Source organism: Paenibacillus ottowii (assembly GCF_006874425.1).
Lineage (GTDB): Bacteria > Bacillota > Bacilli > Paenibacillales > Paenibacillaceae > Paenibacillus > Paenibacillus ottowii.
The window spans coordinates 1-20,979 of sequence record NZ_VIJZ01000002.1 but is presented as its reverse complement, the minus strand read 5'-3'; the positions used below and the strand labels follow the sequence as shown (position 1 = coordinate 20,979).

17 protein-coding genes and 1 riboswitch are annotated in these 20,979 nt (G+C 44.0%); of the genes, 14 read left to right on the top strand and 3 right to left on the bottom strand.

Going from position 1 to position 20,979, the window contains the following annotated elements; translation table 11 throughout:
* The first annotated feature begins 1 nt into the window (after position 1).
* The 3 genes from FKV70_RS04060 to FKV70_RS04050 all read left to right on the top strand — a co-directional run bounded on the left by FKV70_RS04060 (position 2) and on the right by FKV70_RS04050 (position 2,666).
* A complete protein-coding gene (locus tag FKV70_RS04060; protein WP_142611908.1) occupies positions 2-769 on the top strand; it encodes a thiazole synthase in 768 nt (255 codons plus the stop codon).
* Positions 766-1,824, top strand: coding sequence for a ThiF family adenylyltransferase (locus FKV70_RS04055; protein ID WP_142611907.1), 1,059 nt, complete (start codon positions 766-768; stop codon positions 1,822-1,824). The genes FKV70_RS04060 and FKV70_RS04055 overlap by 4 nt, the downstream gene beginning before the upstream one ends.
* Before the next feature lie 149 nt (positions 1,825-1,973).
* A complete protein-coding gene (locus FKV70_RS04050; RefSeq protein WP_142611906.1) occupies positions 1,974-2,666 on the top strand; it encodes a response regulator transcription factor in 693 nt (230 codons plus the stop codon).
* A 70-nt stretch (positions 2,667-2,736) separates the two neighbouring features.
* Here FKV70_RS04050 and FKV70_RS04045 read toward each other — a convergent pair whose 3' ends face one another.
* Together FKV70_RS04045 and FKV70_RS04040 are read right to left on the bottom strand one after the other, a co-directional pair.
* Positions 2,737-3,237: a C40 family peptidase gene (locus tag FKV70_RS04045; RefSeq protein ID WP_063212643.1), complete on the bottom strand. Its 501-nt coding sequence runs from the start codon at positions 3,235-3,237 to the stop codon at positions 2,737-2,739.
* A gap of 280 nt (positions 3,238-3,517) precedes the next feature.
* Complete coding sequence (locus FKV70_RS04040; RefSeq protein ID WP_142611905.1) at positions 3,518-4,159, bottom strand: thiamine diphosphokinase; 642 nt, start codon at positions 4,157-4,159, stop codon at positions 3,518-3,520.
* Between the two features lie 146 nt (positions 4,160-4,305).
* Between FKV70_RS04040 and FKV70_RS04035 the strand changes: the two genes are divergently transcribed.
* Positions 4,306-4,770, top strand: coding sequence for a low molecular weight protein-tyrosine-phosphatase (locus FKV70_RS04035; protein ID WP_142611904.1), 465 nt, complete (start codon positions 4,306-4,308; stop codon positions 4,768-4,770).
* A 143-nt stretch (positions 4,771-4,913) separates the two neighbouring features.
* Here the strand turns inward: FKV70_RS04035 and FKV70_RS04030 are convergent, their stop codons facing one another.
* Positions 4,914-5,648 carry an alpha/beta hydrolase gene (locus tag FKV70_RS04030; protein WP_142611903.1) on the bottom strand — a complete coding sequence of 245 codons (735 nt, stop codon included), beginning with the start codon at positions 5,646-5,648 and terminating at the stop codon, positions 4,914-4,916.
* A 255-nt stretch (positions 5,649-5,903) separates the two neighbouring features.
* Here FKV70_RS04030 and pdhA point away from each other — a divergent pair, with 255 nt between their 5' ends.
* The 10 genes from pdhA to FKV70_RS03980 form a co-directional block, all read left to right on the top strand.
* Positions 5,904-6,971, top strand: coding sequence for a pyruvate dehydrogenase (acetyl-transferring) E1 component subunit alpha (gene pdhA, locus FKV70_RS04025; protein ID WP_013371457.1), 1,068 nt, complete (start codon positions 5,904-5,906; stop codon positions 6,969-6,971).
* A gap of 100 nt (positions 6,972-7,071) precedes the next feature.
* A complete protein-coding gene (locus FKV70_RS04020; protein ID WP_017427718.1) occupies positions 7,072-8,052 on the top strand; it encodes an alpha-ketoacid dehydrogenase subunit beta in 981 nt (326 codons plus the stop codon).
* A gap of 34 nt (positions 8,053-8,086) precedes the next feature.
* The gene (locus FKV70_RS04015) at positions 8,087-9,697 is read left to right on the top strand and encodes a 2-oxo acid dehydrogenase subunit E2 (protein WP_142611902.1); all 1,611 of its coding nucleotides are present in this window, start codon (positions 8,087-8,089) and stop codon (positions 9,695-9,697) included.
* A 3-nt stretch (positions 9,698-9,700) separates the two neighbouring features.
* The gene (gene lpdA, locus FKV70_RS04010; RefSeq protein WP_142611901.1) at positions 9,701-11,122 is read left to right on the top strand and encodes a dihydrolipoyl dehydrogenase; all 1,422 of its coding nucleotides are present in this window, start codon (positions 9,701-9,703) and stop codon (positions 11,120-11,122) included.
* 255 nt (positions 11,123-11,377) lie between these two features.
* On the top strand, positions 11,378-12,172 hold the full coding sequence (gene thyA, locus FKV70_RS04005) for a thymidylate synthase (protein ID WP_063212649.1): 795 nt from the start codon (positions 11,378-11,380) through the stop codon (positions 12,170-12,172).
* A 17-nt stretch (positions 12,173-12,189) separates the two neighbouring features.
* Complete coding sequence (locus tag FKV70_RS04000; RefSeq protein ID WP_142611900.1) at positions 12,190-12,678, top strand: dihydrofolate reductase; 489 nt, start codon at positions 12,190-12,192, stop codon at positions 12,676-12,678.
* Positions 12,679-12,915: 237 nt separating this feature from the next.
* Complete coding sequence (locus FKV70_RS03995; RefSeq protein ID WP_063212651.1) at positions 12,916-14,403, top strand: glutamate synthase subunit beta; 1,488 nt, start codon at positions 12,916-12,918, stop codon at positions 14,401-14,403.
* A 597-nt stretch (positions 14,404-15,000) separates the two neighbouring features.
* Positions 15,001-17,352, top strand: coding sequence for a type IA DNA topoisomerase (locus FKV70_RS03990; RefSeq protein ID WP_142611899.1), 2,352 nt, complete (start codon positions 15,001-15,003; stop codon positions 17,350-17,352).
* Between the two features lie 365 nt (positions 17,353-17,717).
* Entirely contained in the window at positions 17,718-18,728 is a 1,011-nt protein-coding gene (locus FKV70_RS03985; RefSeq protein WP_142611898.1) for an aldo/keto reductase, read from the top strand.
* Between the two features lie 496 nt (positions 18,729-19,224).
* Positions 19,225-19,314, top strand: a riboswitch (cyclic di-GMP riboswitch).
* Positions 19,315-19,444: 130 nt separating this feature from the next.
* Positions 19,445-20,979: condensation domain-containing protein (locus FKV70_RS03980; RefSeq protein WP_142611897.1), on the top strand; the 1,535-nt coding region annotated here is incomplete at its 3' end.

Below are 20,979 nucleotides of genomic sequence, written 5' to 3'. Positions count from 1 at the left end.
CATGTTAACCATTGGAAAAGCATCTTTTACCTCTCGGCTGTTACTGGGAACAGGGAAATTCTCGGATCTGGACATCCAATTCCAAGCTGTAGAGGCTGCTGAGACTGAAATATTAACGTTCGCCGTACGCAGACTGAATTTGGAGGAACGGGACAAGGAGCATTTTCTCGATACACTGGATTTGAGCCGGTATACACTTCTTCCCAACACAGCAGGAGCAACTACAGCAGAAGAGGCAATCCGTATTGCCAAGTTGGCAAAAGCCTCCGGCTTGTGCGATATGATTAAGGTGGAGGTCATTGGGGATAGCAAGACGCTGTTGCCTGACCCTTTTGAAACGTTGAAAGCTAGTGAAAAGCTGCTAGAGGAAGGTTTTGTTGTACTGCCCTACATATCGGATGATGTGATACTAGCGAAGAGGTTACAAGAGCTCGGAGTACATGCCGTTATGCCTGGGGCGTCACCCATTGGTACAGGACATGGGTTGCTCAATCCATTTTCATTAGAGTTGATTATTGAACAAGCGGAAGTTCCGGTCATTGTCGATGCTGGTATTCGCTCACCTGGTGACGCAGCAATGGCAATGCAGTTGGGAGCAGATGGTGTTTTGCTGAATACAGCTGTCTCGGGAGCGAAGGATCCTGTGAAAATGGCTGAGGCCATGAAGCTGGCTGTACGTGCAGGTAGATATGGTTTTGAGGCAGGGATGATTCCTGTAAAACGTTATGCTTCAGCAAGCAGTCCGATAGAAGGTATGGTTCAGGGATGAGGATAACTGAAAAATCCGGTGCTGAACCATCACAAAGTGACCGTTATTCCAGACAGGAAAGGTTTGCACCCTTTGGACCGACAGGACAACGCCGGCTTGCTTCCTCTCATGTACTAATCTTAGGTGTTGGAGCGTTGGGTACAGGTATTGCAGAAACGCTAGTTCGTGGAGGAGTAGGTACGGTAAGTCTCGTAGACCGGGATTATGTGGAATGGAGCAATTTGCAGCGCCAGCAGCTTTTTCAGGAAAGTGATGCTGCGCAAAGATGTCCCAAAGCAATAGCTGCCCAGCGAAGATTAAAGGATATTAATTCGGAAACAGTCATACATGCACATGTCTTGGATGTTGGGGTAGAAGAGCTGGAAGAGTTGATCCAAGGAGTGGATCTCATGATGGACGCAACCGATAACTTCGATACCCGGCTTCTTATGAATGATATGGCACTCAAGCATCGTATTCCTTGGATTTATGGAGGATGTGTGGGTAGCTACGGTGTAACTTACACTTTTTTACCGGGTCAAACGCCTTGTCTACATTGTCTGATGGGAACTGTACCGTTTGGAGGGGAGACTTGTGATACGTCCGGCATTATTCCGCAGGCGGTACAAATGGTCACGGCTAACCAGACTACAGAAGCTTTCAAACTTCTTGGTGGATATCCCGAGGAATTGAGAGGGAAGTTGCTTTCGTTTGATTTGTGGAAAAATGAGTATGTAGCAATAGCAGTGGATCGTCTTAAAAAGGCGAATTGTCCTTCTTGTGGTAGCCAACCGACGTATCCCTATTTATCGGTCTCTCATCGGCAGAAAACAGATATTTTGTGCGGCAGGGAGACCGTTCAAATCAGACCCGCGAACCGGGCACATCTAGATCTCGCAGAGATAGCAGATAGATTTGCAGCATTGAGCGAGGGGAACGTAGAGTGGAATTCGTATCTGGTTTCCTTTAGTGTAGACGAGTATCGCTTGGTTGTTTTTGCGGATGGCAGAGTATTGATTCATGGGACAAAGGACGTGGCGAAAGCAAGAAGTCTGTATCATCGCTATTTGGGCTAAAAACTATATAAACCATAAGCAGAAAACCATTCTTCAGGGAATGATTTTCTGCTTTTTTGTTACACTAATACAAATATGTTTAATGGCTTATAACAAACTTGTTCGTGTTCAAATATGTAACGCGATGTCCAAATCAGGTCGGTGAAAAGATGAGCCCGTTAATTGTACTTGTAGATGAAAATGAAGCGCCCGCTGTAATCGTTCGTCCATTGGAGCAGGCGGGTTATCAGGTGGTTCATGTTCGCAATATGTCATACGTAAGCTCTTATGCAGCTCAGAATCCTGTAAGTCTGCTACTCCTGAACATTAAAAATGAACAGGCGGATAGTCAAGGCTTGATTCGCGTTTTGCAGCAGAGCTATCCTCATGTACCGATCCTTGCAATGATTTCTTCAAATGAGGAGGCACATATTGTCTCCTGCTTTGAACAAGGAGCACATGATGTAATGGTAGTGCCCTTTTATCCTAGAGTTCTTCAGGCTAGAATAGCTAATTTATTACGAATTTTTGGTGTTGAACGTGATGTGAAGAAGGCAATCGAAGCAGGAGATTTACATATAGACACGGCAAGCAGAACGGTGAGGAGAGGGGAGCGAAAACTGGAGTTAACTCCGAAAGAATTCGATCTTTTGCTGCATCTGGCAATACATCTTAACCAAGTTTGTAGCAGACAGCAAATATTAAAGGACGTTTGGAAACATGATTATATCGCTGATACGAACGTAGTAGACGTGTACATCAGACATCTGAGGGTTAAAGTAGATAAAGGGCAAAAATTTAAAATGATTCGAACCGAACGAGGCATTGGCTATTCACTCAGAACGCCAACCGAAGCAAATTAGTTAGCATAAATGATATAAAAAAAAGCCGGAACGTTTCGTTCCGGCTTACCTATTTCTAATGAGTTTTACATTACAGCACGCGACGTGCTTTAATGTATGTTCTTTTCCAGTTGCCAGAGTTCAAATCGGAGATGGTTACGCCAGGTCCGCCGTAGGTGTGTAAAATTTTACCCCCGCCCATATAGACTGCCACGTGAGTAATGTTGTGTCCTGTGGCACGACTACCGCTTGAAAAGAACACCAAATCGCCTTTTTTCAAATTGGATTTGGATACGGCACGTCCGACTTTAGATTGTTCAACAGAAGTGCGCGGCAAATCGACTCCGTATTTCTTGAAAATGTGCTTCATAAAAGAAGAACAGTCAAAATTGCGAGTGGTGCTGGTAGAAGCTCCAAACTTATAGGGAGTGCCCATATATTTTTTACCATAGTCAATTACTTTTTGACCTACAGAAGTAGTTGCAGTGGCAGCTTGTACTGTATTTGTTCCCTCAATGGCAAAAGTACCAAAGCCGATCGTGGCAGCGACTCCTGCGATAATTACCTTTTTTATGATTTTATGCATATTCATGTTGTAAGTACCTCCAAAAAATGATTTGTGCAATATTTTGCTGAGTTGCTAACTAACTGACAGCGTTGAGTATAACAGTTTTGAAGCCGCCTAATAGTTGGAAAACGATGCTCAAATGCTTGTGGGACAAGGCATACATCGTGATTATTAAAAAACGATTAAAAATTACAATTTGTAAAAAATAAATGGATTCTTGAACATGGGTAAACGGAAAAACCCTTGATTAACAAGGGTTTTGAGTGGTTGAATAGTCTTTGTAATAGTTACAACAATGTCATAATTAATCTTTGCTTTGAATAACCAGTAGCAGACCACTTTTGATGGAGATCGTGCCTTTTTCAGCTGTTAGCTTATTACTTACACCACGTGATTGTCCCATTTTAAGGGTGGCATTGTGAAGTGGATACATAAAACCTTCCAGTTCTATACCTGTTACTTCGGGAGTCAAAGGAATGAGCGATGTATATGTATAGCCCATAGGCTGGATTTCCAGCGTTGATCCGGTGAGCTCAATAAAATTATGTTCGTCCATGATAGCGCAACTAATGTGATGCTGCATGGCCCGTACTAATATTTGAACATTGGCTAAGGTGTGGTCCATTCGAGTGCCAGTAACACCGAGCAAGAGTACATGATCTGCTTGTTCTTCCATAGCAATTTCTAAAGCAAGCTCTGTATCAGTTAGGTCCTTATGTACTGGATCGCAGGCAATCATACGTTGGCTTGCTGATTTTACCTGTTCTTGTTCCTCAGGTGTGATCGAATCAAAATCTCCTACAGAGACATGTGGTGTAACACCGTGCTTTATCAGAAAAAGAGCGCCTTTATCTGCACCTATAATAAAATCATCGGGTTGTATTTGTTGTAAATCTTCTTCAATAAGACGACCGCCTGAAAATACAATGGCTCGTTTTTTCGTCATGTCCAACATCCTTTCTTTCTGTATACGGTCCCATATATACGATCATTTTAAGTATACCGCTTTAAATATGGCTTGCACAATTTTGGAGGAACTGGCTACAATGGAACAGAAAAAAGAAGTGTAACGTGAATAGGAAGGGGAATGAAATGATTAACGTTTTGTTTGTGTGTCTAGGCAATATTTGCCGCTCTCCGATGGGGGAGGCCATACTGAGACATAAGGTAAAGGAACGGGGACTAGACGCAGAAATCCAGGTGGACTCGGCTGGAACAGGCGACTGGCATATTGGAAATCCTCCGCATGAGGGAACGCTAAAGCAACTTAAGCTACACGGAATTAGCGAGCAAGGTATACAGGCACGACAAATAACAGAACGTGATTTTGATGCGTTTGACTATATTGTGTGCATGGATGACTCTAATGAACGAAACATGCGCAAACTTACAGGTGGAGCAGATGCTGATATTCTAAAATTCATGGATTTGCTTCCTCAAGAAAAGTTAAGAGAAGTACCTGACCCGTATTTTACTGGTAATTTTGAGGAGACCTATCGATTAATGGACGCGGGATGCAATGCCTTGCTGGACAAGATCATAGAAGAAAAGCTATAATGTGAACGACAGATAACGGCAATCGTTGCCGTTTTTCGTTATACATTTTTGAAAGCGCAACCAAAATGCGAGAAAGAGGAAAGAGCCTCATGACCTCGAAGGTCAATGCTCCATTCCTCATCGTTGCCTGGGATCTTTATTATTCAGGCGTGATCCAAAAAATACATTAGTGCGTCAGGCAGCTCGTTTTGCCAAAAGCCCCACAAATGTTTGCCATCCTTTTCACGGTAAGAAACTTCGGCGTTCCGCTCGCGCAGCAAATCTGCGCATTGTCGGTTCAGCTCTACAAAGTTGTAAATGCCGGTATCACTCTCAAATGCATCTTCCTGAAGGCCAACTGTCATCCACACACGCAGATGAGACAGTTCTTTCTCACGGGCAATAATTTCTTGCGAAGCTTCATAGTAGGCACCTGAAAGGCTAATAATGCGGTTAAACAGCTCGGGATACAACAGTGCCAAGTGCAGAGACACACTGCCACCCAGTGAATCTCCAGCTAGAATGCGGGACGCTGCATCTTTTCTTATAGGATACTTTTGTTCCACATAGGGAATAATCTCTTCTGCAAAACAGGCAGTGTATGCCGCAAAACGATTACCGAAGGGAGCGTACTCCTGAGTTCTGATCTTGGTGTTTACTTCCACACCTACAATAATGAAGGGTTCTACGCCTTCATCCAGTATGAGCCGGTTGGCGTGTGTTGCAATGCGTCCAAAATTGAAGAATTCCTCTCCATCCTGACAATAGACAACTGGGTAGCTTAAAATTTCATTATAGCCGGGCGGCAAATAAATCCGGAGAGTTCGTGTTTCGCCAAGTAAGCGGCTCTCTACTTCGTCTTTAAGGATGGTTCGTTTTAAATACCGAGAATCCGTCATTTTTCGTCACCTTTCTTGGGTATTATTTTGCATTAAGGATCACAATAAGTTAAGATTACCCTGATTGCAATAGATGTTTAAAATTTCAATCATGTACTAAGCTGTTATAGTAAAAAACACACCCTGTTACATACACAAAAATGTGCTAAACTCAAAAAAAATAACTAAATCTTTGACGCGAGCGATATAACAGGTGTATAATAATCCTATAACAGCGGAACTTGATATTCAAATTTTTTTGTTGAGGTGAAGAAAATGAGCAAGGTTCCTTATGAAGTTTACACAGAGGAAGTTGAGGCTCTGTCCGTGCTTTCTCCGGATGGTGAAATTATCAATAAAGATAAACTGCCTAAACTTACAGATGATCAATTGAAAGAAATTATGTATCGTATGGTATTTACACGTACTTGGGATGACCGTGCTGTTAACTTGGGCCGTCAAGGACGTCTCGGCTTCTACGCTCCGGTATCCGGACAAGAAGCAACAATGGTTGGTAGCGAATTTGCGCTCCAAAAAGAAGACTTTATTGCACCAGGCTACCGAGATATTCCGCAACTCGTTTGGCATGGCCTGCCATTATATCAAGCTTTCTTGTATTCCCGTGGTCATCAACACGGTGGTCAAATACCGGACGGCGTTAACGTATTGATGCCGCAAATCATCATTGGTGCGCAAATTCTGCACGCTATGGGTATTGCAATGGGCTACAAACTGAAAAAACAAAAACAAGTCGTCATTACATATACAGGCGACGGCGGTTCTTCCGAAGGTGATTTCTACGAAGGTCTGAACTACGCTGGTGTATACAAGTTGCCAGTTATTTTCTTTGTGCAAAATAATGGTTACGCGATCACAACGCCATTCTCAAAACAAACGGCTGCTCTTTCGATCGCTCATAAAGCAGTAGCTGCTGGTATTAAAGGCGTGAAAATTGACGGTATGGACGTGCTTGCAGTTATTAAAGCAGTTCAAGAAGCTGCAGAGCGTGGACGTAATGGTGAAGGTGCCACATTGATTGAAGCGGTTACTTACCGTTTCCGTCCACATTCCCTTTCTGATGATGCGACGAAATATCGTTCTAAAGAAGAAGAAGGCGAATGGAATGCGAAAGATCCAATTGCCCGCTTTGCGAAATACCTGGAGAAAAAAGGTCTTTGGACTGAAGAAGACACAGCTCGCGTAAAAGAAGAAGCGAAGGCAAAAGTCAATGAAGAGATCAAAAAAGCTGAGAAAACGGAAAAAATGACAATTCCTGGCTTGATCGATAGTATGTTCGAAACTACGCCTAAGCACTTGGAAGAGCAAAAAGCTGATTTTAAATAATTGAATTTGAGAGAGACCGGGCGGCAACCCGATCCGGTCTGCTTTTCGATTGACCTGAACTGAAACTGATCTGTCAATGTTTAAGGAGGAAATGAAGCAAATGGCACAAATGAACATGAAAGAAGCGATTCGTGACGCACTGCGCGTAGAGTTGAAACGCGACCCTAACGTCCTGCTTTTCGGTGAAGACGTAGGTCATGTAGGTGGCGTATTCCGCGCTACAGAAGGTCTGCAAAAAGAATTTGGCGAAGAACGTGTATTCGATACTCCGCTGGCGGAATCCGCAATCGGAGGTCTTGCTGTCGGTCTGGGTATCCAAGGTTTCCGCCCTGTAGCTGAAATCCAGTTCGTAGGCTTTATCTTTGAAGCGCTCGATCAAATGGCAATTCAAGCATCCCGTATGCGTTACCGTTCCGGTGGACGTTACAATTCTCCAATCGTATTCCGTACACCTTTCGGTGGCGGTGTTAAAGCAGCTGAGCTGCACACAGATTCCCTGGAAGGTCTTTTGACTCAAACACCAGGTATTAAGGTTGTTGTTCCTTCCAACCCTTACGATGCTAAAGGTCTTATGATTGCGTCTATTCGCGATAACGACCCAGTATTTTTCATGGAGCATTTGAACCTGTACCATGCATTCCGTGCTGAAGTTCCTGAGAATGATTATACAGTTGAACTGGGCAAGGCTAATGTAGTTCGTGAAGGTTCCGATGTGACGATCATTACTTACGGTATGATGGTACACACTTCGGTTAAGGCTGCTGAAGAGCTGGAAAAAACAAAGGGTATTAAAGTGGAAATCATTGATTTGCGTACAATCAGCCCGATTGACATTGATACCATTGTTGCTTCCGTTCAAAAAACCAATCGTGCGATCGTTGTTCAAGAAGCGCAAAAGAGCGCAGGTGTGGCTGCTGAAGTTATTGCACAAATTAACGAAAAAGCAATCCTGCATCTGGAAGCACCAGTTCTGCGTGTAGCAGGTCCGGATACCGTTTATCCATTTGCTCAAATTGAAGATACTTGGTTGCCAACGCCAACACGTATCATTGATGCGGTTAATAAAGTAATGGAATTTTAATTAAAGCACACCGTAAATTTGGGAGGTTTTAAACGTGGCAAAATTTGAATATAAATTCCCGGAGCTGGGTGAAGGTCTTCACGAAGGCGAAATCATCAAGATGCACATCAAACCCGGCGACAAAGTAACTGATGATGATATCATCATGGAAGTACAAAATGACAAGGCTGTAGTTGAAGTTCCATGTCCGGTTAATGGTACGGTACAAGAAGTATTTGCCAAAGACGGAGACGTTTTCAACGTAGGTCAAGTCGTGGCTGTCATCGACGCAGAAGGAGAACTTCCTGAGCAAGAAGATGCACCAGAAGCACCAGCTGCTAGCCCTGAGCCAAGTGCTGCTGCACAAAGCGGAGCTGCAGGTGCAGCTAGATTTGAATATAAATTCCCAGAGCTGGGTGAAGGTCTGCACGAAGGTGAAATCATCAAGATGCATATCAAACCCGGTGACAAAGTAACTGATGACGATATCATCATGGAAGTACAAAACGACAAGGCTGTAGTTGAAGTTCCCTGTCCGGTTAATGGTACAGTACAAGAAGTATTTGCCAAAGACGGGGACATCTTTAACGTAGGTCAAGTTGTGGCTGTCATTGCTGCTGAAGGTGAACTTCCAGAACAAGAAGAAGCACCAGCTGCTGTTAAACAAGAAGAGGATGCTGCAAAAGGTGGAGCGAACACGAAACCAGCAACACCAGCTGCTTCCAACAAAGACGTATTAGCTACTCCTAGCGTACGTAAATTTGCTCGTGAGCAAGGTGTTAACATTGCTCAAGTGAGTGGCTCCGGCAAAAATGGTAAAATCACTAAAGAAGATGTAGAAGCTTTCAAAAATGGCGGAGGCCAAGCGGCTGCACCAGTAGCAAAAGAAGCTGCAAAAGCGCAAGAGCCAGCTAAAAAAGAAGCAAAAGCAGCAGCACCATCCGCACCAGCTGCAGATCCGCGTGCTGAGGAAGAACGCGTACCATTTAAAGGTATCCGTAAAGCTATTTCCAATGCGATGGTTAAATCGGCTTACACAGCTCCACACGTTACAATTATGGACGAAGTGGATGTAACTGAGCTGGTTGCTTTCCGTACTCGCATCAAACCAATTGCAGAGAAGAAAGGTACAAAAGTAACTTACCTGCCATTCATCGTAAAAGCTTTGGTTGCCGCTTCCCGTCAATTCCCGGCTCTGAATGCCTCGATCGACGAAGAAGCTAACGAAATTGTCTACAAAAAATACTACAACATCGGTATCGCTACAGATACAGACAACGGCTTGATCGTTCCTGTTATCAAAGATGCTGATCGTAAGAGCATCTGGATGATCGCTGATTCCATCCGTGATCTGGCTGTACGTGGTCGCGATGGAAAATTGGCTGCCAATGAAATGAGAGGAAGTACAATTTCCATCACTAACATTGGTTCCGCAGGCGGTATGTTCTTTACTCCAATCATCAACTTCCCTGAGGTTGCAATTTTGGGTACTGGCCGTATCAGCGAAAAAGCAGTCGTGAAAAACGGTGAAATTGTTGCCGCTCCAGTAATGGCTCTTTCCCTGAGCTTTGACCACCGTATTATTGACGGTGCAACTGCTCAAAACTTCATGAACTATATTAAACAGCTGCTCGCTAACCCTGAGCTGCTTGTAATGGAGGTGTAATCAATGGTAGTAGGAGACGCTTCTCTGGATATTGACACATTGGTTATCGGTGCGGGTCCTGGCGGCTATGTAGCTGCCATCCGTGCCGCACAATTGGGACAAAGCGTATTGATCGTTGATAAATCTGAGCTGGGCGGTGTTTGTTTGAACCGTGGATGTATTCCATCCAAAGCTTTGATCTCTGCGGCTCATCAATACGAAGCAGCTAAACATGGCGAAACTTTCGGTATTACAGCTGAAAATGTAAAAGTTGATTTCGCTAAAACACAAGAATTTAAAAATGGTGTTGTTAAGAAAATGACAGGCGGCGTAAGCGGCTTGCTCAAAGGTAACAAAGTTGAAGTTTTCAATGGTGAGTGCATGTTTATCAACGAAAACGAAGCGCGTGTATTCAACGAACATGAATCACCACGTTACCGTTTTAAAAATGCAATTATCGCAACAGGTTCCCGTCCTATCGAATTGAAGCCATTCCCATTTGGCGGACGTATTCTGTCTTCTACAGAAGCATTGAACCTGCCTGAAATCCCGAAAAGCCTGATCGTTATCGGTGGTGGATACATTGGTGCAGAGCTTGGACAAATGTATTCCAAATTCGGTTCCAAAGTAACGATTATTGAAGGTATGGATACTGTTCTTCCTGGCTTTGACAAAGATATGACTTCCATCGTTTCGAAAAGCATGAAGAAAACAGGTGTCGAAATCTTCACTGGCGCTAAAGCGGAAAGTGCGGAACAAACTGATAAAGATGTGACAGTGAAATTCTCCGTTAACGGTGAAAGCAAAGAAGTAACTGCTGAGTACCTGCTGGTCACTGTTGGACGTCGTCCAAATACAGACGGAGAATTGGGTCTGGATCTGATTGGTGTAGAACTGGATGAACGTGGATTGGTGAAAGTTGATCACCAAGGACGCACTAGCATCCCTCACATCTTCGCAATTGGCGATATTGTTCCTGGTCTTGCTCTGGCTCACAAAGCTTCATATGAAGGTAAAGTAGCTGCTGAGGCAATCGCAGGCCAACCATCTGTAGTAGACTACAAATGTATTCCGGCTGTAGTGTTCACAGATCCAGAATGCTCTAGCGTAGGCTACACAGAGGCACAAGCCAAAGAAAAAGGCTACAATGTCAAAGTTGGCAAGTTCTCTTATGGAGCAAACGGCCGTGCTGTTTCCCTGAACGCTGCTGAAGGCTTTGTAAAAATCGTTGCTGACGCAGATACAGGTCTGGTCCTGGGTACGCAAATCGTAGGTTTGGAAGCTTCCAACCTGATTGCTGAGCTGGGTCTGGCGATTGAAATGGGTGCTACACTCGAAGATATCTCCCTGACTATCCATGCTCACCCTACACTGGGTGAGCTCGTGATGGAAGCAGCGGAAGTTGTAATGGGTCATCCGATTCATGCATTGGCGCCACGTCGCTAATTCCATTTCACTTATCTTGTTTTTGGTTTTCATACATGAAAAAAGAGGCAAGGAGCGCTTTATCTGCGCTCTTTGTCTCTTTTTTTCAGACTTTAACATTATGGGGCTAACATGAAAATTCACACAGTACATGGTCAACAAAGTACCGTACATGATAAACTAAATATAGATAATGGTGCAGATTGAGAAATTTCAAATTTCAAAATTAAAATCGACGATGCTGTTTTTTATTCATGCTCAAAGGAGAGAAACAACGTGCGCAACTACTTGGAATTGCTAGAGGATATTTTAGAGAACGGAGTGGAGAAAGAGGATCGGACAGGGACGGGGACAATTTCTGTTTTTGGAAGACAACTTCGTTTTGATCTGGCCAAGGGCTTCCCGCTGGTGACGACTAAAAGAGTGCATTTGAGATCCGTTATACACGAGCTGTTATGGTTTTTGCGAGGGGAAACCAATATTGCTTATCTCAAGGAAAACGGGGTTAGCATTTGGGATGAATGGGCAGACGAGCAGGGGAATCTGGGGCCTGTATACGGGTCGCAATGGCGTGCCTGGGAAACAAAGGACGGACAACATATTGACCAAATTGCGAATGTCATTGAGGCTATCAAAAACAATCCGGATTCACGTCGACATATCGTCAGTGCCTGGAATGTGGCTGAAATTGAATCTATGAAGTTGCCACCATGTCATTTTGTATTCCAGTTCTACGTAGCTGGAGGAAAGCTTTCCTGTATGTTGACGATGCGTTCAGTGGATACCTTCCTGGGGCTGCCGTTTAACATCGCCAGTTATGCATTGCTAACGCATATGGTTGCACAGCAGTGCGGCTTGGAGCCAGGAGAGTTTATTTGGTCAGGCGGCGATGTGCATATTTATTCAAATCATATACAACAAGTGCATACGCAGCTGAAACGTGATCCGTATCCCTTGCCACAGTTGAAAATTCTGCGCAAGCCAGAATCCATTTTTGATTACACTTATGAGGATTTTGTTTTCGAGAATTACGAACATCACCCAGGGATCAAGGCGCCTGTCGCCATCTGATTAGAGGAGGTGGAAAGATGGGCATTTCAATGATATGGGCTATGGCACAAAATGGTGTGATTGGCCGGGATAATAGGCTCCCTTGGCGCCTTCCCAGAGACATGGCCTTCTTCAAAGCGCAGACGATGCATAAAACGGTACTCATGGGACGCAAAACATGGGAGTCCTTTGGTGGGAAATGCCTTCCTAACCGACGTAACGTCATTTTGACTCGAGATGAGCACTATCAGGCGGAAGGTGCGGAAGTGATCCATACACTGGCGGAAGGGCTCCAGCTAGCACAAGACGAAGAGCTGATGGTCATTGGCGGAGCGGAGATTTACTCGCTGTTTTGGCCACATGCTGATCGGCTGATTGTGACTCGAATCGAGGAGACTTTTGAAGGTGATACGACGTTCCCTGATCTGGATTGGAGTGGTTGGAATATAGTCAGTGAAACGCCAGGTATTAAGGATGATAAAAATCCATATAACTACCGTTTCGTTGTTTACGAGAGAACGGAATAAGAACAGGTAAATTCGACCTAGCTCATTTGAAAAATTAATAAACCATATAAAAAATCCTTTTGGCTGTAGATGCAGAAAGTTGCATAAGTTTTCATTACTTTTACGCTGTATTGTGATACAATAAATCAAATTCAACGAGAACAGACCCTTTCATAACACAAACAGACAAGTTCGAATTTGACTTAAATTCTGAATGGATGATCGGGGTTCATAAGCGAAGAGATGGGGGAACGTAACATGTCTACACCAACTGGATTTATGGAATACACACGACAGCTTCCTGCAGACCGGGACCCGGCGGAGCGTATTAAGGATTGGGAAGAATTCCATAAGCATATGTCTGAAGAAGAGCTGCGTACCCAAGGGGCACGTTGTATGGACTGCGGAACTCCTTATTGTCATACGGGGATGGATCTGATGGGAGCGACTTTAGGCTGCCCGGTTCATAATCTTATTCCGGAATGGAACAATCTCGTATATCGTGGTTTGTGGAAGGAAGCGTTAGAGCGGTTACACAAAACGAATAACTTTCCCGAATTTACGGGGCGTGTCTGTCCTGCACCATGTGAAGGTTCATGTACTGTAGGCCTTATCGGGCAGTCTGTTACCATTAAGACCATTGAGGAAGCGATTATTGAAAAGGGCTTTGAGGAAGGCTGGGTTGTTCCTAATCCGCCAGAAAAACGTACAGGCAAACGAGTGGCTATTGTTGGCTCAGGTCCTGCGGGATTGGCAGCAGCAGCACAGCTTAATAAAGCAGGGCACAGCGTGACTGTGTATGAGCGTGCAGATCGTGTAGGCGGGTTGCTGATGTACGGAATCCCATCTATGAAGCTGGATAAGAAGGTTGTACAGCGCCGTGTAGATTTGTTGGAGGCTGAAGGTATTGAATTCATTACGAATACGGAAATTGGCAAGGATATCCCCACTGAGCAGTTGGTTGCTGATTATGATGCAGTTGTGCTATGTGGTGGATCTACAAAGCCGAGAGAATTCAATATTGAAGGCAGCGATTTGAACGGCGTCCATTATGCTATGGATTATTTGAATGGCACCATCAAAAGTTATCTGGATTCCAATCTCGAAGACGGCAACTATTTGTCCTCCAAAGGCAAGGACGTTATTGTTATCGGTGGCGGTGATACAGGCTCGGACTGTGTAGCTACTTCCTTGCGGCATGGTTGCCGGAGTGTCACTCAATTTGGCACACATGCCAAAGCTCCACTGGAACGTGATCCAATCGCGAATCCTTGGCCGCAGTTTCCGAATGTGTACTCTCTCGATTATGCACAGGAGGAAGCCAAAGCACTGTTCGGGGAAGACCCGCGTGAGTTCTCTATCATGACAACCAAATTTGTGGGTGATGAGAATGGTAATCTGAAAGAACTGCATACCATTCAAATTCAACGTATTGTTGATGAAACAGGACGTAAAATCTACCAACCGATTCCAGGTACGGAACGCGTATTCCCGGCACAAATAGCACTGATTGCGATTGGGTTTGATGGACCTGAGCAAACGATTGTGAAGGAAATCGGTTTGGAAACGGATCGTCGCTCCAACGTTAAGGCACGTTATGGGAAATATGTGACGAATGTGGATAAGGTTTTTGCTGCCGGTGACATGCGCCGCGGACAAAGTCTCGTTGTGTGGGCTATTAATGAAGGCCGAGAAGCTGCACGCGAGGTTGATAAATACCTCATGGGTGCTACCGTTTTGGTATAATTATAAACTTTAGGTTATAAATCAAGTAAGGGCTCCATCTTAGGATGGGGCTTTATTTGTGTTTCAAACTTGTAGACTACTTGTTCAATCGAATTGTATAGAATGCTACATAGAATGTTGTTATTATAATGTCATATAATATTACCTGATTTTGATTACTTAATCATTTTGTTGTTATCTACAGTGATCATAACATAAGAAGTAGGGCTGTGTGTAGCTTTTTTATAGAAAAATGTACATTTATTTAACAGAAAATTAGAATAATCTTAACTATATGTCATATTAAATTACATAAACATGACTCGATTTACTTTGAATGTAGTTTCGATTTGCTTTTACTAATTTCATATTACTTTAAAGGAGGAAGATATGATCTTTTCTGAGGTTACATAAAATCATGACCTGAGAGAACCATGATATCTATGGTATAATAGACGTATATTGTTGAAGCGCTAGACGAAATAAATTTACAAAGGAGCTTTCGCCATGGAGAAGGCTCCTTTTGCATGAGGCCGGGATACCTGTTTTCATTTGTGTTCCATGTATTTTATGGTTCATGGAGGAGAAACAGAAGGCCGTCAGGAAGGAATGGAATGAATGAAGACGTTGATTATTGCTGAGAAACCAGATATGGGACGGACGATTGCTGCTGTAATGGAGCCGCGTGCTAAAAATAACCGTACTTATTTGGAAGGGGAGAAATACATTGTAACGTGGGCGATCGGTCATTTGTTGGGCCTGGCTGAGCCGGATGCTTACGATACTAAGTACAAACGATGGAGTATTCAAGATCTTCCGATTATCCCTGAGCAATTCAAAATTGTACCCAATCCGAAAACAAAAGATCAACTAAAAATAATTGGTGAGCTGGCCAAGCGCTGCAATGCCATCGTGAATGCTTGTGATGCTGGGCGTGAAGGACAGTATATTTTTGCGTTAATTCAGCAGCAGCTAAAGCTCCGACAGCCGGTTAAGCGTTTGTGGATTTCGGACTTGACGGCGGAAAGTATTGCGACAGGCTTTGAACGATTAAGAGATGCCTCGGAGTTTGAATTCCTGACTCAAGCTGCGCGGGCACGAAGTGAAGCGGACTGGCTGATTGGCATGAACGCCTCCAGAGCGTTTACAACCCGACATAACACACTGCTGTCAGTAGGACGAGTTCAGACTCCCGTGTTGGCATTGATTCATGATCGAGAAAAGGAAATTGAAGCATTTCAGTCTCAAACCTTCTATGACGTGTGGGCTGAGTTTAAACAAGATCAGATTAAGTACAAAGGGGCATGGCAGGGAGATCGGCTGACGAAACCGGAAGAAGCCGAGGAAATCGCTGCAGCGGTTCGCGGAAAAGAAGGGAAAATCACCAAATATGATACGAAGCAGACAAAGGAGTATCCCTTTAAGCTGTACGATTTGACGCTGCTTCAGCGCGAGGCGAATGCCAAGTACGGTTATTCAGCTAAAAAAACACTGGATGTGGCACAAGCGCTTTATGAGCGTCACAAGGTCATTTCCTATCCGCGTACGAACTCTAACTATGTGACAGAGCAGAATATAGACGGTATGCATAAGGCATTACGGATGCTGGGAACAGGTCCTTATGCTGAGCTGGTACAACAAGCAAACCCTAATTTGGTCCATAAACAGAATAAATCGGTCTGCAATCCGTCTCGTGTTGAGGATCACCATGCTATTTTGCCGACGCTAAAAAGACCAGGAACGCTCAGCAAAGAGGAACAAAATGTTTATGACCTGGTTATTCGTAGGTTTCTGTCGCATTTTTTTCCGCCGGCTGAATATAAAATGCATACGGTAATGACACAGGTCGACAAGCATCGGTTTAAAACCAATATTAAGGAGCTTCTGTCCTTGGGATGGAAAGTGGTTTTAAACAAGGCTGATCAGGATAAAGGTAAAAAGGGTAAATCATCTAAAAAAGAGGATGAAGAGGAAACCGACGAGTGGACGGACAAGAAGTTTGAAATTGATGCAGGGCGTGCGGTGGATTGTGTGCGCGCTGAGATGAAAGAAAAGGCGACTCAGCCTCCTAAAAGCTATACGGAGGGCACATTGCTTAAAGCGATGGAAAGCGCGGGTAAGCAGATGGAAAATGAGGAATTGCGTGAGGTTATGAAGGATGCCGGCTTAGGTACACCTGCGACCCGAGCTGCCACAATTGAACGATTGAAGAAGGTCGGCTACATTGAAATGAAGGGCAAAAAGATTCTTATTACGGATAAAGGAAAGATGGCTATTAATCTGATTCGTCATGCCGGTGTAGATCTATTAGCCTCACCGGAGATGACGGGTCAATGGGAACGCCGTCTCCATCAGATCTCGAAGGGTGAGGCAGCTCAGGAGAAATTTATGGATAATGTTAAAAGATTCACGTTGTCCATCATTGATAAGGTAAGGCAGCAGCCGCCTGCTCCAGCAAATGCCTTTGGCGAGGAGACCAGGAACAATCGCTCGGGAGGGAAGGGAAACGCCCGCAGTGTAGGTGCGAGTGGAAGTGCAGCCGCCAAAGGAATGGGGCGCACAACCTCAGGGGGCCGTAGCAGTGCGGGAAGTACTGTGCTGGAGCAAGCAGCGTCATCCATAAGACGCGATTCGGCTACAAAAACTGTGCGAAGCTCATCTGATGGACAATCAGATACTTTAGCGAGTCAAAGGAAGACGTTGGGCAGCTGTCCGTGCTCCAATTGCGGTGGAAGCATAATTGAAGGCCGCAAAGGGTATGGGTGCAGCCACTATAAGCAGGGTTGTGGTTTTGTCATTTGGAAGGAATACGCCGGCAAGCAGATTACTGAAACCATGCTCAAGTCCCTGCTCGCGAAGGGGCAGACACAATTGTTGTCTTTTAAGCGTAAAGACGGATCGACCGTCAAAGCGCGGATTGTTCTGGATGCACCAGAAACAGGAAAACTTAGCGTTCGTGAGGAAAATTGAAGCATGAATAGCGATAAATTATCATGAAATCAAGATGATTACTTTTTTGGCTGTGGTCAGATGGCTTCTGAATTCATCAGGAGTCATCTTTTTTTATGCCTACTGGTGCCAAATTAAGTTATAGCAAGATTATACATCCTAAAAATCCCCATAAAAAATAAATAATTAACATTAGATTAAACATTTGTAAGGTACCGACCGATAAAATAATTAAGGGTTTATGCAAGATAAATTTTTTCATTAGTTTATAAGCACCACTCTACATCTTGCGTTCATGAGAACTTCCCTTAATGAATTGTACAATTCAGGGAGTAAAGCACTTAAAAATTAATTTTTTTACAGGAGATAGGAGATGGTGAAGGATCGTGGAAGCAAAAACGGTAACTGTGGCAGACTCAACGCAACTACGCAAACTGGGCAACTCGGATTTAATGCTGTCACCGCTTGGGCTTGGCTGCTGGCAGTTCAGTAACGGAAAAGGGATGATCGGGAAATTCTGGCCGGTGATGTGTCGGGAGGATATACAGCAAATTATCAAGACTAGTTTAGAAGGTGGAATTAATTGGTTTGATACTGCTGAAGCATACGGTGGCGGACAGTCTGAGCAGCTACTGGCCGATACGCTAAATGAGATTGGAGGGCCGCTCGCGGGACAGGCAAATATCGCGACGAAATGGTGGCCGGCCTTTCGCACTGCAGACAGCATCACAGCAACGATTGATGTACGTATTCACCATTTGGCTCAACGGACGATTCACCTTTACCAGGTGCATTCGCCATACTCCTTTGCTTCGGTTGGCGCGACGATGAATGCGATGGCTAAATTGGTCAAGCAAGGTAAGATTAAATATGTGGGTGTAAGCAACTTCTCCGCGCAACAAATACGTGAGGCCGATCGTGTGTTGCGAGAGCACGGCCTTCGACTGGTTTCGAATCAGGTAAAATACAGCTTGCTCGATCGTAGAATCGAGCAGAATGGAATTTTGGATACGGCCAAAGAGCTCGGCGTGGCGATCATCGCATACTCCCCATTAATGCAGGGGATCTTAAGCGGAAAATTTCATAAAAATCCTGCTCTGGTCAAGTCGATCAAGGGTCCTCGTAAATGGACGCCGGCATTCCGGAATTCAGGGCTGCAGAGATCGAAGCCGCTGATTGAAGTGCTGGAACAGTTGGCTCAGCAATATAATTCGACACCAACACAGATTGCCCTGAATTGGCTAATTAATGCTCACGGCGAGAGGGTATTTGCGATACCCGGGGCTTCAAAGGTACATCATGCCCAGGAGAATGTAAAGGCGATGAAGTTTACCTTAACAGCCAGTGAGATTGAGATGGTCAGCCATGTTTCCAACCAAGTGCTCAGATCCAAGTAATCGTAGGCTCACGTTCACCAACTGTCTCCACTCCCCCTAAACTTACAACGCCAATATCGGCGAAACACCAAATGCGAGAGAAGCCTTCAAAGTATTATGGTATTATTAGAAACTTAGAAGTTATTGACAAAATTATATTTTTTTCATATGATACAATTAATTTTATTAATTTCATAATATGTACAAATACTAAAGCCGATTGAGCGAATCATAAAAAAACGTAGTCGCCAAGGTTGTGCAGGCTGGTATATCTGAGTTTTGGGGGTGGAGATTAGCAGGAATGAAATAAAATACATTGAAGCTGTCGGAAGACGGCAATTTAATGGCTTACTGGAACATTTTACTCGGCATCTAACAACGTGTTTTAAACCCTTCCGAAAGGCTTGTGTTGCAGCCTCAGTGTGGGCTGAGTCCTGATATAGACTATAGAAAGTCTAATTTTTTGAATGTATAAAGCCTGGTGTTTTAAAAATATGAAAAAATATACTTATTTATTTCCCGTTAATCGTAAACACCTCGAAAGTGGTGGACACAAAGCCATGGGTCTAAAGCTGAATTAAACAGCCATGATTGCCAGGTTGCCGAAGGAAACCGGGCGAAGTCTGCTGCCTGTTCCTGTGCTTTTATATGGGAACAGGCTTCTTTTATTTACAGCAGTAAAGCATTTATGTATATAGGTAAAGTGTATGGAATGATAAACAACAGGAGGTAATTTTATGGAAACGAGCATGATAACTATTAAGGAGTATCCGTTGAGCTCCTATCAGAAAGACATATGGTTTGAACAGTGCATGTACCCTGACAAACCTATTTACAATATTGGTGGGTATGTTGAGATCAAAGGAAGCCTGGATACGACTATCATGAAGGAGTGCTTGCATTTACTAATCAGACAGAACGATTCTCTTAGTGCCCGTTTTATCGGTAAAGAGGGAGAACCCTATTTAACATTCTTGCCGGAAGTCGAATATGAAGTTCCGTTATATGATTTTTCGATGAAGGAAAATCCAAATTCTTTTTGTATTAACTGGATGAAAAAAGAGTTTTTGAAGCCTTTTCAATCAGATCGCTATTATTTTCAATTTGATTTATTGCAAGGTGCTCCCAATACCTATTTCATTTTACTTAAGGTTCACCATTTGGTGATCGACGGATGGGGATTTGCTCTCTTAATCAATCAAATCTTTGACAATTATAATAAACTCACGCAAGGAATTGACGAGATGAACAGAACGGTCTATTCCTATGCTGATTTTATCTCCGATAATCAGGATTATCTGAATTCTCCGGCCTTTTTGAAAGATAGGGAGTTCTGGAAGAACAAATATCAAACTATTCCCGAGCCTCTATTGAGCAGAGGGGTGAACCTCGATGAAGGTGATTCCGCTTGGAGTGATCGGCGAACCTTAACGATAAACAAGGCCTTATACAATCAAATGATTGAATTTTGCAAAGCGGAAGGGTGTTCGTCGTTTCATTACTTTTTAGGCATACTGTTCCTTTATTTCAGCAGGGTTTGCAACCGAAACGAAATGGTCATCGGCGTCCCGGTTTTTAACCGGGGTAAAGCAACATACAAGCAGACAATGGGGCATTTCGCTAATGTGCTGCCGCTGCGCATCTGTCCTGAAGAGGATATAAGCTTTAAGGAGCTGCTAAAGCGCATTAAACGTGAGCTCATGCAATGCTACCGACATCAGAAAATGTCCTTTGGTGAAATTTACCGGGCAGTTAACGAGCATAGTAATGAGAAAGGTAAGCTGTTTGATATATCGCTTTCTTTCGAGGAACAGGAAAATAGAGAAACGCTGATCGGTGCAGCAACCCGGATTATGAGCATACCGCATCATCATGAAAGGAATGCGCTCAATCTCCTGATATGGGGACAAGAAGGTGAAGCGGATGTAACTATTAATTTTGACTATCAAATACAGATTTTCGAAAGATTCATCCCCATTGAGAACGTTATCTCCCACTTTGAGCATTTATTTGCTCAAGTCATGGAGCAAAGTGAAACTCTTATTTCGCAAATCGAAATCGTGCCAGACGAAGAAAGAAGTATGCTAGTCCGCGATTTTAACCGCACAGAGTTGGAATATCCGAAGGAACAAACGATTCACGGGCTGTTTGAGGAACGAGCGAAGCAAAGAGCGGAGCATCCGGCCTTGGTCTGGGGAGAACAAACGCTGACCTATCGGGAGCTGAACGAACGGGCCAATCGACTGGCCACTGTCTTGAGGGCACGTGGAGT

Bases quoted from the DNA above. Each gene is read 5' to 3' on its own strand.
- FKV70_RS03990 (WP_142611899.1), top strand. From the start codon at position 15,001: ATGAAGACGTTGATTATTGCTGAGAAACCAGATATGGGACGGACGATT.
- FKV70_RS04000 (WP_142611900.1), top strand. From the start codon at position 12,190: ATGGGCATTTCAATGATATGGGCTATGGCACAAAATGGTGTGATTGGC.
- FKV70_RS04035 (WP_142611904.1), top strand. From the start codon at position 4,306: ATGATTAACGTTTTGTTTGTGTGTCTAGGCAATATTTGCCGCTCTCCG.
- FKV70_RS03995 (WP_063212651.1), top strand. From the start codon at position 12,916: ATGTCTACACCAACTGGATTTATGGAATACACACGACAGCTTCCTGCA.
- FKV70_RS04040 (WP_142611905.1), bottom strand. From the start codon at position 4,159: ATGACGAAAAAACGAGCCATTGTATTTTCAGGCGGTCGTCTTATTGAA.
- FKV70_RS04045 (WP_063212643.1), bottom strand. From the start codon at position 3,237: ATGAATATGCATAAAATCATAAAAAAGGTAATTATCGCAGGAGTCGCT.
- FKV70_RS04030 (WP_142611903.1), bottom strand. From the start codon at position 5,648: ATGACGGATTCTCGGTATTTAAAACGAACCATCCTTAAAGACGAAGTA.
- FKV70_RS04020 (WP_017427718.1), top strand. From the start codon at position 7,072: ATGGCACAAATGAACATGAAAGAAGCGATTCGTGACGCACTGCGCGTA.
- FKV70_RS04060 (WP_142611908.1), top strand. From the start codon at position 2: ATGTTAACCATTGGAAAAGCATCTTTTACCTCTCGGCTGTTACTGGGA.
- lpdA (WP_142611901.1), top strand. From the start codon at position 9,701: ATGGTAGTAGGAGACGCTTCTCTGGATATTGACACATTGGTTATCGGT.
- pdhA (WP_013371457.1), top strand. From the start codon at position 5,904: ATGAGCAAGGTTCCTTATGAAGTTTACACAGAGGAAGTTGAGGCTCTG.
- FKV70_RS04050 (WP_142611906.1), top strand. From the start codon at position 1,974: ATGAGCCCGTTAATTGTACTTGTAGATGAAAATGAAGCGCCCGCTGTA.
- FKV70_RS04055 (WP_142611907.1), top strand. From the start codon at position 766: ATGAGGATAACTGAAAAATCCGGTGCTGAACCATCACAAAGTGACCGT.